This is a genomic window from Brevibacterium sp. Mu109, from assembly GCF_900169375.1.
GTDB classification, from domain to species: Bacteria; Actinomycetota; Actinomycetes; order Actinomycetales; family Brevibacteriaceae; genus Brevibacterium; species Brevibacterium yomogidense_A.
The window spans coordinates 24,229-36,155 of sequence record NZ_FXZF01000029.1; the positions used below are offsets into that span (position 1 = coordinate 24,229).

Here is an 11,927-nt window from a genome sequence, read left to right on the forward strand (position 1 = left end):
GCGGTGTGTCGCTCATCTGGGCCGGCGACGCAGGTCAGCAGGGTGCCGCCCCGTGGCTCGATCATGGTCAGCCCGGTTCCGCTGCCTGCGATGTCATCCATGGCACTGCCTCCCTCTCGCGTCGTCGACCTCGAGTACCTAGGGCGCGATTGCTCGCTCAGCGACCAGGCTCCGGGCTGAATTGTTCGAGCGCGGCGCCGCAGGATCTGGCCGCCACATCAGGCATGGCCGCAGGTCGATCGCCTCAAGTCGACGCCGCAGCGTTCGCTTGTTGACGCCAATGAGGCAGGGAGGTCGTCAACGGAAGGCGCGGGAGCGGGCCTTGCTGGGACCGCTGCTGCCACCTCGGGCACAGCTCCAGCCGCATGTAGTGCTTGCTGGAGGGTCCGATCTTTGTCAAGGGACAGTAGGAACTGCCCAGGGGCGGACATGAAACCTGCCCGCTGACGGCCACGAGAACTGCCCGGTGGTGGCCATGGGATCTGCCCAGGGGCTGCGGCCACCACCGACCAGGTGCTCAGCTCAACGGGCTCACCCCTTGGCCGGCGAGTGCTTGGGTGAGCCGCACGCTGTCGCCGCTGGTCTGGCAGACGTGGGCGTGGTGGAGCAGTCTGTCGACGGTGGCGGTGGCCAGCGTCTTGGGCATCAGTTCGTCGAACCCCGAGGGGTGCAGGTTCGAACTGATCGCGACCGAGCGCTTCTCGTACGCGGCGTCGACGAGCCGGTAGAGCCCCTCGGCAGCGTCCGCGGCCACCGGCAAAAGTCCGATGTCATCAACGACAACGACGTCGGCACGTAGGACCCGGGCGATGGCCTTGGTGACGGTGTCGTCGGCACGGTGCCGGCGCAGGAGCACGCCGAGGTCTTCCAGGGTGAACCAGGCGACCTTCAACCCCTGCTCGACGGCTTGCTGACCCAGTGCCTCCAGGAGGAACGTCTTCCCGGTGCCTGATGGCCCACACACCACGAGGTTCTCCCGTCGGTGCACCCATTCCAGGGTCCGCAAGGCCTGCTGGGTCGGTGCTGGGATCGAGGACGCCTCGGGGTCCCAGGCGTCGAAGGTCTTTCCTGTCGGGAACCCCGCCGCGGCCCGCCTCGTGGCGAGTGCGGAGCGTTCCCTGCCGGCGACCTCCTCAGCGAACAGGGCCTTCAACACCTCGGCCGGTTCCCAGCGCTGGGCTTTCGCGGTCGCGACCACGTCGGGGGCATGGCGACGGATGTGCGGTAGCCGAAGCCGCCGCAAGAGGTCCTCCAACTCGGCCGGCAACGGCGGCGCGGACGCCATCGACGGTGTGGTGGTCTTGGTCGTCATCGGGTCACCTCACCCTGGTCGTACCCACCGGGCTGGCCCACTTGTTGGCCGAGTCGTGCCCACCCTGCGGTTCCCTGGGTCAGCGAACGTTCTTCGCCGGCACGGTGCTCGCCAACAGCGGGCAGTTGGGCATGGTGATCGAGGATCGAGGACAGGTCGGCCTCGGCGAACCGACCATGGACCGCGGCATGGCCCAGCGCCCAGTCGACCTCGACGGGGTCGAACAGCTTGGCCAACGCGAGGGCTTCGCTCATCTTGACCCGCATCTTCGTGGTTCCTGCGGCAGCTGCTTCGATCAGCCACAACCTCGCGCCTTCGCCCAGGTCGAGGAACTCCGATTCCGCTGGGTTCTTCGCTCGTGGCTGGCGGTTCAACGGACCTTCCGGCTGCGGCGGGAAGTGCTCGTCATCGATCTTCGGCGTGCCCGGCGTCGCGCGTGCGTGGCGGGCGACCTCAACCGGACCGTCCTTGCCGGTGGGGTCGACGTGGACGATGACGACCTGCTCGCCGTCCCCGACACCCTGGGCCCTGGCCCACACCGTGGCGCCGAGCAGCGTGTGCGGGACCGAGTACTGGCCGGACTCGAACATCACCATCGGCGTGTTCACGGGCACCACCCGAGTGGTCCCGAAAGCAACCGTGTGCGGGGTCGTCGGGACCGGGTGCAGCCGGGTCCGCTCTTCGGGAAGCATCTCGACCGGTGGCCGCTTCGTGGTCCGATGGACGCGGGTGTTGACCTTCCGGCAGAACTCGACGCACGCAGCCTCGAGCTCGCCGAACGACCCGTACTCCTCACGCAGGTTGGTGTCCTTGGGCACCAGGTCGGCCTTGCTGATCTTCACCGACGACTCGGTGCCGCCCTTGGACGCCGGATCCGCGGGCACACAGGTGTGAACCACCACCGAGTAGTGCTCAGCGAACCCGACGAGCTGTCCGTTGCGGACCGGGATCCCGGCGATGTGCTCGACCGTGACGGTCTTCTCGTTGTCAGTCAGCACATAGGTCGGCACCCCACCCAGGCGCCGGAAGGTCTGGTCCAGGGCAGCGAACACGCTCGGCATGGTCTTGTCCCGTAACGCGATCACCACCCGGAACCGCGACCAGGCCAGCCAGGCAACGAACAGCACGGTCTTGACTCCGTCGACGACCGGGCCGTCGCCATAGTCGTACTGCAGCCATTATGTGGATCGCGCGACTATGCGGCGTCAGACCCCTCGGCCGCCCGGAACCCCCGTTGCGAGGGGGCTTCTCGTAGTGAACCGGTCCGCATAGTCGCGGGGACTGCGGAGGGCGGTCAGGCTCCTGTCCGGAGGATCCGGAGAGGAGGCCGTCATGGCCAAGACAGCAAGTATTTCGTGGTCGGGACCGCTGGCGCCGTATGCGTCGGGGTTCCGCGATGAGCTCAGCCGATTGGGATATGCGGAGCGAACCATCGCGTCGCTGCTCGGGTTGAGCGGACAGTTGAGTCGGTGGCTCGAAGGGCGCCGGCTGGGGGTCGACGTGTTGACCGTGTCGGTCGCGGAGGAGTTTCTGCGTTCCTGCGGGGACAGTCGTGCATGGCGTCCGACGGTCAGGACGCTCGCGGTGTTGCTCACCTATCTGCACGAGGCCGGCGCCACCGATACCGCGCCATCACCACCGGTGGACGCCCCGACCGCTGCGTCGATGATCTGCGTTCGCTTCCGGGGTTATTTGGCGAGCGAACGCGGACTGGCCGGGGGAACCGTCGACAACTACGTTGGCGTGGCCGAACTGTTCGTGGCGCAGGTTCCACAGGTCGATGGCGAACCGCAGCTGGCTGGCTTGTCGGCGAGGGATGTCGTGGAGTTCGTGACCGGCGAGGTGTCCTGTCGTAGCGTCGGGTCGGCGAAGAATCTCATCACCGGGCTCCGCTCGTTCCTAGGTTGGCTACACCTCCAGGGCGCGACCATTTTCGGGTTGGCTCAAGCGGTCCCCAGCGTCGCGGGCTGGAGTGGGGACGCCCTGCCACGGGCGCTGTCCCAGACACAGGTCAAGAGTCTGTTGGCTGCTTGCGATCACCGCCGACGTACGGGGCGCCGCGACTACGCAGTCATGCTGCTGATGGTCAGACTCGGACTCCGAGCCGGCGAGGTCGCAGGCCTGCAACTCGATGACATCGACTGGAGGTCCGGTCAGATCGTCGTGCGCGGGAAAGGCAACCGAAGCGAACGACTGCCGTTGCCCAGCGACGTCGGGGAGGCGGTCGCTGCCTACCTGCAGACGGGGCGACCGACAAGCACGAGCCGCACGGTGTTCCTGCGCGCCAATGCACCGATCCGAGGCCTGACCGCGGCCGGTCTGGCCGATGTCGTTCGCACCGCCGGTCGCCGGGCAGGCGTTGCGGATGCGAACGCGCACCGGCTTCGGCATACAGCCGCAACCGAGATGCTGCGCTCTGGTGGGTCGCTGCCGGAGGTCGCGCTCGTGTTGCGCCACCGCAGCACCGCCTCGACCGCGCGATACGCCAAGGTCGACCAGACCGCGCTGAGAGACCTGGCTCGTCCGTGGCCGAGAGAAACCCGATGAGCGGCGTGAGGACTGCGGTCGAGGAGTACCTGAAGCTGCGTCGTTCCTTGGGTTTCGGGCTGGTCAACCAGGCCCGGCTGCTACGAGACTTCGCTGCGTACCTCGACGCCACGGGAACCGACATCGTGACCACGACCGCTGCGGTCGCCTGGGCCAGGCAACCCGTCGACGCTGACGCGACGTGGCTGCATGCACGGCTCGGTGTCGTTCGTGGCTTCGCGATCCACCAGCAGGCGCTGGAACCGGCCACCGAGGTTCCACCGGCGAACCTGCTGCCTGACGGCAACCATCGAGCCACCCCATTCATCTACACAGAACAGGAGATCGCTGAGCTGCTACAGGCCGCTGGCCGGCTCCCAACGCCGATACGCGCAGCGACATATCAGACGTTGATCGGACTCTTGACAGTGACTGGGATGCGGATCGGCGAGGCCACCGCACTCGATCGCGATGACGTTGACTGGGAACAAGGACTACTCACGATCCGCCACGGGAAGCGCGGCTCTTCCAGACAGTTGCCACTCCATCGCAGCACCGTGACCGCCTTGCAGCATTATGCCCAGCGTCGGGACGCAGCCGGTCTTGAGGCGAAGACGTCGAGCTTCTTCATCTCGACCACCGGCACCCGGTTGATCCCCAGCAACGCCACGACGGTGTTCGGGACGCTGTGTCGTGAGGTTGGTTTAGAGTCGCGCTCGCCACGGTGTCGACCTCGGCTGCACGATCTGCGGCACACGGCAGCGGTCAACGCTTTGCTGCAGTGGTATCGCGACGGCGTGGACGTCGCTCCTCGACTGCCGCTGCTGTCGACCTTTCTGGGACACAGCAACCCCGCGGCAACGTATTGGTACCTGACCGGGACCCCCGAGTTGCTCGGTCTGGCCGCCGACAGGCTCGAGTCGATTCCAGGAGCGCGGCCATGAATACCTTCGCGCCCCTGTTGGAGGCGTTCTTCACCGAACGGCTCCTCAACCAGCGACAGGCCAGCCCGCACACCGTGGCCGCCTACCGCGACACGTTTCGGCTGCTGTTGGTGTTCGCCGAACAGGCGACCGGCAAGGCGCCGTCCAATCTGGACATCACCGATGTCGACGCACCACTGGTCACCAAGTTCCTCGACCACCTCCAAGATGCGCGAAACAACGGTGTGCGCACCCGGAACCTGCGGCTCACCGCGGTGCACTCGCTGTTCCGCTATGCATCGTTCCAGCACCCCGAGCACGCCGCGCTCATTCAGCGCGTGCTCGCCATTCCACCCAAGCGTTTCGACAAGGCGATGGTCACCTTCCTCGCCGAACATGAGGCTGACGCGCTCCTGGCTGCCCCGGACCGGACCCGTTGGCTCGGTCGACGCGACCATGCCCTGCTCGCCACCGCGCTCCAGACTGGGCTGCGGGTTTCCGAACTCACCGGCCTCACCTGCGCAGACATCGAACTGGGCACCGGTGCTCATCTACGCTGCCACGGCAAGGGTCGCAAGGAACGCACCACTCCGTTGACCGCTGGCACCACCGCAGTGCTCCGGGTTTGGCTCCGCGAGCGCAGTGGCGCGGCCGAGCACCCGCTCTTCCCTGGCCCTCGCGGGGCACCTCTGAGCCGGGACGCGGTGCGGCGCCTGGTCGCCCGTCACGTAGCGACGGCCACCGAGCACTGCTCCTCGCTGGGGAACAAGACGATCACCGTGCACACGCTGCGGCACACGGCAGCGATGCGACTCCTGCAGGCCGGGGTGGACACCTCGGTCATCGCGCTGTGGCTCGGCCACGAGCAGGCCCGCACCACCCAGATCTACCTCCACGCCGATCTGCAGCTCAAGGAACGCGCGATCGCTCGCACCGCTCAACCACAGGTCAACCCAGGCAGATACCGGCCACCCGACAGCCTCCTCGCCTTCCTCGAAGGCCTGTGACTATGCGGACCGGTTCACACGAGAAGCCCCCTCGCAACGGGGGTTCCGGGCGGCCGAGGGGTCTGACGCCGCATAGTCGCGCGATCCACATAATGGCTGCAGTACGACTACGGCGAGGGCCCGGTCGTCGACGGCGTCAAGACGGTGCTGTTCGTCGCCTGGCTGGCCTGGTCACGATTCCGGGTCGTGCTGCCGTTGCGGGACAAGACGATGCCGAGCGTGTTCGCTGCGCTCGACCAGACGTTCCGGCGGCTGGGTGGGGTTCCGACCTACGTGCTGACCGACAACGAGAAGACCGTCACGACCGAGCACATCGCCGGGATCCCGGTCCGCAACCCGCAGCTGGTCGGGTTCGCTGAGCACTACTCGGTCACCGTCCACACCTGTGTCCCGGCGGATCCGGCGTCCAAGGGTGGCACCGAGGCGTCGGTGAAGATCAGCAAGGCCGACCTGGTGCCGAAGGACACCAACCTGCTCGAGGCCTACGGCTCGTTCGCTGAGCTCGAGGCAGCGTGTGAGGCGTTCTGCGAGAAGGTCAACGCCAGAGCGCACCGGGTCACGAAACGGCCCCCGGTCGAGATGCTGGCCGAGGAACGCGGTCGGCTGCACCCGGTCGCGCTGAGCCCGCACACGGTCGCGTTCGGCACCACCCGGCAGGTGCCGGCGAACACGCCGATGGTGATGTTCGAGTCCGGCCAGTACTCGGTTCCGCACCAGCTGCTCGGTCAGACCGTGTGGGTGCGGACCCACGGTGTCGGCGCTGAGGAGCAGGTGATCCTCGTCCACGTCGGCGACGACGGCCCCGTCGAGGTCGCCCGCCACCACCGGGCCACGCCCGGCACCCCGCAGATCGATGACGCCCACTTCCCGCCCCAACCCGAGGGGCCGCTGGACCGACGGCCGCGGGCGAAGAACCCGGCTGAGGCGGAGTTCCTCGACCTGGGTGAGGGCGCCCGGTTGTGGCTGATCGAGGCAGCTGCCGCCGGCACCACCAAGATGCGGGTCAAGATGGCCGAAGCGCTCGCCCTGGCCAAGCTGTTCGACCCCGTCGAGGTCGACTGGGCACTCGGACACGCCGCGGTCCACGGACGGTTCGCCGAGGCCGACCTGTCCTCGATCCTGGACCACCACGCCCGCCAACCCGGCGCCGGTGAGCACCGAGCCAGCGAGGATCGCTCACTGACCCAGGGCACCAGCGCATGGGCACGACTCGGCCAGCACGACGAGGACGGGGTGAGCCGATGACGACGAGAACCGCATCGGCATCAGTGTCCGCGCCGCCGCTGCCGGTGGAGTTGGAGGACCTGTTGCGCAGGTTGCGGCTGCCGCACATCCGCCGCCACGCCCCCGAGGTCGTGGCGACCGCGAAGGCCCAACGCTGGGAACCAGCCGAGGTGCTCAAGGCGCTGTTCGCCGAGGAGGTCGCCGGCCGGGAACGCTCCGCACTCGCCACCAGACGCGCCGCCGCCGGGTTCCCGACCGGGAAGACGTTCGATGCCTGGCAACCCGAGGTCTCCTCGATCCCGGCACCGACCCAGCAGGCACTGCGCACCCTGGAGTGGGTCCACCGGCGCGAGAACCTCGTCGTGTGCGGCCCGTCGGGGACCGGGAAGACGTTCCTACTGGAGGCACTCGGCCAACAGGCCGTCGAGGAAGGCCTCAAGGTCGCCTGGTTCACCCTGGAAGACCTCGGCGTGCTGCTACGCCGCCACCGGGCGGACGACACCGTGTCGAAGGCCATCGCCCGCGTGCTGCGGGCCGACCTGGTCATCGTCGACGACATCGGACTACTCCCGGTTGCCGTGGACGCCGCCGAGGGGCTCTACCGGCTCGTCGACGCCGCCTATGAGAAACGGTCTGTCGCGATCAGCTCGAACCTGCACCCATCCGGGTTCGACGAGCTGATGCCCAAGACCCTGGCCACCGCCACAGTCGACCGGCTCCTGCACCACGCCCACGTCTGCCAGACCAGCGGCGACTCCGTCCGGCTCACCCAGGCACTCGCCGGCCGGGGGGTGAGCCCGTTGAGCTGACCCGACGAGCCGGTGGTGGCCCGCAGCCCCCTTGGGCAGATCCCATGGCCACCACCGGGCAGTTCTCGTGACCGTCAGCGGGCAGGTTTCATGTCCGCCACTGGGCAGTTCCTACTGTCCCTTGACATGCCAGCCGGCTGATCTCCCCATCGCCGCCCACGCTAAGGATCGCACTCGATCCATTGAGGAGCGTCCTGGTTATCCACAGCTCTGCAAACTGCCCGCTTTATCCACAGGTTCGATGTGATCGCCCGCCGTGGTCGTTCCTCCATAGGTATGTATGTCAAGAACGCAGGCGGGGCGAGCCCAGCCAAGAACGGAAGGAGACACCCAGATGGAGGAGATCCTCAGCACCGGCAGAGGGCACTCGATCAGTGGTTGCAGAGCTGCGCCAACCACGACGGCAGACCTCCGTGGAGCCCAACAGTGCTGCAATCACGGTCAGCCCCAATGCAGTAACGCTTCGGTGCAGTCATGAGCGCACAGGAGACGATCCCTCGTGTCGTACCAGTTCCGGTTTCGACCAGCAATCTCACGCTCGTGCCAGCCACGATGGGTATTGCTCAGGCTGCCGACTACCTCGGTGTCGCGAAGTCCACCCTCTACACGTGGCGGACCCGTCGCCCCGGCTTTGGGCCTCGAGCAGTGAAGGCGGGCGGGGCTCTGCGCTACCGCCGTTCAGATCTCGACGCGTGGATCGAAGCTCACACCGAAGAAGTCGAACCCGATCTGGTGCCCGACGACCAGGAGTCACAGCGCGGCAAAGACGCCGCGCACAACGCCGCGCTCTCCATGTCCCGCAAATCTCGGCAACGCCGACGATAGCGACTTACCTCTCTCAAGAAAGATCAACCATGGCGCGCCCCCCACTCCCCATCGGAACATTCGGGAGAATCAAGACCAAAGAGATCCGAACCGGAGTTCATCGCGCCTGGACGCGGTTCCGCGATTTCGACGGCACGACCCGTCAGATCACCGCCACTGGACGAAGCCCTGCTGCGGCCCAACGTGAACTCAAAGCCAAGATCGCCGACCGAATCGCACCCACCGGCGACCAAATCAACCCCGACATGCGCATCAGCCAGGTCGCCGAGATTTGGATGGGCCTCTACCGCGCCGAACGAGTCGACACCGGCCACGCAGAAGCCACCACCGCGAACCAGTACCAGCGGATTATCGAAAACGTCATCGAGCCCGCCATCGGGAACGTCCGACTGCGCGAGGTCACCGCCGGACGGCTGGAACGCCTGATCCTCGCCCAGAAATCCGAAAGCCGTCGCAAGAAGAGCAAGACCGTCTTGAAGATGATGTTCGATGCAGCGGTCCTCGATGACGCCCTCCCGTCGAACCCCGTGTCATCGACATCCCGCCTTCGATTCACCAAGAAGGAGGTCCAAGCCCTCTCAGTCGAAGACCTCAACGCCGTCCGACACGCCGTACACGTCTGGATGACTAAAAAGCGCCCCGGGCCCAGGCCCAACAAGGACATGCCCGACATTGTGGATCTTCTTCTTGCTACCGCCTGTCGTATCGGCGAGGTCCTTGCCATCCGCTGGAGCGACATCGACTTCACCGCCTCTCCTCCCACCGTCGATATCAACGGCACGATCAAGTACGAAAAGGGGCGCGGGAACTACCGCAAGGACAAGCCGAAGTCGGATTCCTCAGAGCGGAGGATGGCATTGCCGCCTTTCGCTGTCGATCTACTGATGCGCCGCCGCATCGAGCAACCAGCCAACCGGAACAATGCCGTCTTCGCGACTCGCAACGGCACTTGGCATCAGGTCGGGAACATCGAACGTCGCTGGCGCACCATCCGAGCCGACACAGGATACGAATGGGTCACACCCCATACGTTCCGCAAGACCGTCGCAACCCTCGTCGACCGGCTCGTCGACTCCGACACCGCCGCACGCGTCCTGGGCCACTCCTCGGACACGATCACCAAGGAGTACTACATCGAGAAGGACCGGATGACCCCCGACGTGACACACATCCTTCAATCCTTCGCCGGGAAACCACCACCGACACCTCCCAACTGACGCCCCGACCGAGTCCTGGCGGCCCAAGCGGGCCGCAACAAGGTCGTTGAAGTCAACGAACACGCTGTGCGCCTGGGGAGCACTTGCTGCCAGACCGAGCAGTAACTCAGTCTTTACCAACTGTCCGGGGTAGGTCAGTTGCTGCACCCGGTGAACCACCGTGCGAAGTGAGCGCGATCTCCAGCACGTTCTTCGTCAACTGCCCCAACGCGCCATCAGGACCCAGCAGGCCCGACCCGTTCGTCTTGGCGTTCGTGACGACCCGCTCAGCGAGGGCCTGGTCATCAAGAATCTCCCCAGTCACAGGATCGATCATCTCGACCCCGTTCGGTACTTCTGTCACAGCCTGACTTCCTTCCATCAGGCCGACTCGGATCCACCGTTTTTTCTGACAGGCCCGCTGCCGCTGACGGCACCGGACCCCAGACCCATACGATCGTGCAGATCGCGCAAGAGTCATTCGTGGACGGATGGCAGAACGCCATGTGGGTCGGCGCCGCAGTCATGGGCGTCCTGTTCATCTACGTCCTCGCCCGCGGCCCACAACGAACAACCCCTCCAGCCGAAGACAGCGCTGACACTGGCACCGATGCCCGGCAGTAGCCGCCGGTTGATGTCGAGTGCTCGAGGCTATCTTCGCTCGCCCTGGCCTTACCACGTTCTGCGGCCTCGACAAACTTGGGCAGGACGTCACCGGCCAACACATCGCCACCGGCGGTTCGGTGCTCGCTGCAGGGTTGTCGAACCCGAGCGCTGGTCGTCGACGCAGCGGCAGCCAAGGAGTGTCTCCAGACACCGCCGTCCGGCGACTGCCCGTGTGCCCGATGGGCTGGTGCCCCACGACGTTCGAGGTCACGATCCGCCGCTACCGGTACACCGACTGCAGGCACGTCTGACGCCAAGACACCAGCTCCCCAGGCCCGCGGATCGCGGGCCACTGGAACGCCGGCGGTCTGAGTTGGGCGTTGGGAGGGATCGTGATCGCCCACCTCGCCGTGGCCCGAGTCGCGGGGGCCTCGGAGTCACATGGAACACGGGGCCTACAACCCGGCCCCGACCACGTTTCCGTTGAACGATCTCGAACGTTTTCGTTGAATAAACGTTGAATAAGGCCATTTGGTTCAAGAAACCAAGTGGCCCCTGATCTGCGTTTCCGCAGGTCAGGGGCCACTTTTTCGTAGCGGGGGCAGGATTTGAACCTGCGACCTCTGGGGTTAGCCTCGAGTTGTAGACACCCGAGATAGCGGGATCACGGGTTCCGCTGGAAGGATGTCTGGCATGTCGTCAAGCAGAAAGCAGCGACGGTCGTACACCGAGGACTACAAGCGCGAAGCCGCGCATCTGGTCATCGATACAGGCCGCTCGATCGCGGCCGTGGCTCACGAGATCAACGTCGGTCCCCAGACGCTGGGCAACTGGGTGCGACAGGAGAAGGAACGTCTCCACGGGGACGGGAAATCCACCGGTCCGTTGGAAGAAGACGAGCGGTCGGAGTTGAAGCGGCTGCGTCGGGAAGTGTTCGAGCTGCGGGAGGACAACGCGTTCTTGGGAAAAGCGGCAGCCTTCTTCGCATCGAAGCCTCGGAAGCAGAACGGTTCGAGTTGATCGACGCGCAGAAGGCGAACTACACGATCGCGCGGATGGCCAGACTCCTGCACGTCTCTCGTGCCGGCTTCTACGCGTGGACACACCGCCTCCTGGCTCCGGGTCCGCGGAAGACCGCGCGGACGGTCATGGACGCGCAGGTGAAGATCACGCACGAGGACTCCGAAGGGGTCTACGGCGCTCCGCGGGTGGCGGCGCAGCTGCAGCGTGAAGGCATTCCGGTGGATCGGAAGACGGTGGCCCGATCGATGCGCAGGCAGGGGCTGGAAGGGATCAGTCCGCGTCGGTTCAGGCCGGTGACGACGATCCCGGGAGTGGCGGTCCATCACATTCCGGATCGGGTCGGCAGGGTGTGGGATCAGGGACGGCTGGACGCGGTGTGGATTTCTGACATCACTTATCTGAGGACGGGTGAGGGGTGGCTGTACTTGTGCGTGGTCAGGGATGCGTGTTCGCGGCGGGTGCTGGGCTGGGCGATG

General features: G+C 66.0%; 9 protein-coding genes and 3 pseudogenes. 9 read left to right on the forward strand and 3 right to left on the reverse strand.

Annotation, left to right across the window (positions count from 1 at the left end; all coding sequences use genetic code 11):
* Nucleotides 1-517: 517 nt before the first annotated feature.
* Together istB (BSP109_RS14305) and BSP109_RS14310 are read right to left on the reverse strand one after the other, a co-directional pair.
* The gene (gene istB, locus BSP109_RS14305; RefSeq protein ID WP_180959763.1) at nucleotides 518-1,312 is read right to left on the reverse strand and encodes an IS21-like element helper ATPase IstB; all 795 of its coding nucleotides are present in this window, start codon (nucleotides 1,310-1,312) and stop codon (nucleotides 518-520) included.
* Nucleotides 1,309-2,490, reverse strand: a pseudogene (locus tag BSP109_RS14310) (DDE-type integrase/transposase/recombinase); the annotation flags it as partial. The gene istB (BSP109_RS14305) and the pseudogene BSP109_RS14310, both read right to left, overlap by 4 nt.
* 154 nt (nucleotides 2,491-2,644) lie before the next feature.
* Between BSP109_RS14310 and BSP109_RS14315 the strand changes: the two are divergent.
* The 7 genes and pseudogenes from BSP109_RS14315 (at nucleotide 2,645) to BSP109_RS14345 (ending at nucleotide 9,843) form a co-directional block, all read left to right on the forward strand.
* Nucleotides 2,645-3,859, forward strand: a complete 1,215-nt coding sequence (locus tag BSP109_RS14315) for a site-specific integrase (protein WP_101601521.1) — start codon at nucleotides 2,645-2,647, stop codon at nucleotides 3,857-3,859.
* Entirely contained in the window at nucleotides 3,856-4,782 is a 927-nt protein-coding gene (locus BSP109_RS14320) for a tyrosine-type recombinase/integrase (RefSeq protein ID WP_101601523.1), read from the forward strand. Before BSP109_RS14315 ends, BSP109_RS14320 begins: the two co-directional genes overlap by 4 nt.
* The gene (locus tag BSP109_RS14325) at nucleotides 4,779-5,768 is read left to right on the forward strand and encodes a tyrosine-type recombinase/integrase (RefSeq protein ID WP_101601525.1); all 990 of its coding nucleotides are present in this window, start codon (nucleotides 4,779-4,781) and stop codon (nucleotides 5,766-5,768) included. The genes BSP109_RS14320 and BSP109_RS14325 overlap by 4 nt, the downstream gene beginning before the upstream one ends.
* A 93-nt stretch (nucleotides 5,769-5,861) precedes the next feature.
* Nucleotides 5,862-7,013: pseudogene (locus BSP109_RS14330) on the forward strand (DDE-type integrase/transposase/recombinase); the annotation flags it as partial.
* Entirely contained in the window at nucleotides 7,010-7,801 is a 792-nt protein-coding gene (gene istB, locus BSP109_RS14335) for an IS21-like element helper ATPase IstB (RefSeq protein ID WP_101601527.1), read from the forward strand. The pseudogene BSP109_RS14330 and the gene istB (BSP109_RS14335), both read left to right, overlap by 4 nt.
* Nucleotides 7,802-8,275: 474 nt before the next feature.
* Nucleotides 8,276-8,626, forward strand: a complete 351-nt coding sequence (locus tag BSP109_RS14340; RefSeq protein ID WP_257944715.1) for an AlpA family transcriptional regulator — start codon at nucleotides 8,276-8,278, stop codon at nucleotides 8,624-8,626.
* 29 nt (nucleotides 8,627-8,655) lie between these two features.
* Nucleotides 8,656-9,843, forward strand: coding sequence for a site-specific integrase (locus BSP109_RS14345; RefSeq protein WP_101601529.1), 1,188 nt, complete (start codon nucleotides 8,656-8,658; stop codon nucleotides 9,841-9,843).
* 106 nt (nucleotides 9,844-9,949) lie between these two features.
* On the opposite strand, the gene BSP109_RS14350 is transcribed toward BSP109_RS14345, so the two are convergent.
* Entirely contained in the window at nucleotides 9,950-10,186 is a 237-nt protein-coding gene (locus tag BSP109_RS14350) for a hypothetical protein (protein ID WP_101601531.1), read from the reverse strand.
* A 95-nt stretch (nucleotides 10,187-10,281) separates the two neighbouring features.
* Here BSP109_RS14350 and BSP109_RS17355 point away from each other — a divergent pair, with 95 nt between their 5' ends.
* Nucleotides 10,282-10,446: a hypothetical protein gene (locus BSP109_RS17355; protein WP_180959764.1), complete on the forward strand. Its 165-nt coding sequence runs from the start codon at nucleotides 10,282-10,284 to the stop codon at nucleotides 10,444-10,446.
* Between the two features lie 675 nt (nucleotides 10,447-11,121).
* Nucleotides 11,122-11,927 (forward strand): annotated as a pseudogene (locus BSP109_RS17805) (IS3 family transposase); the annotation flags it as partial.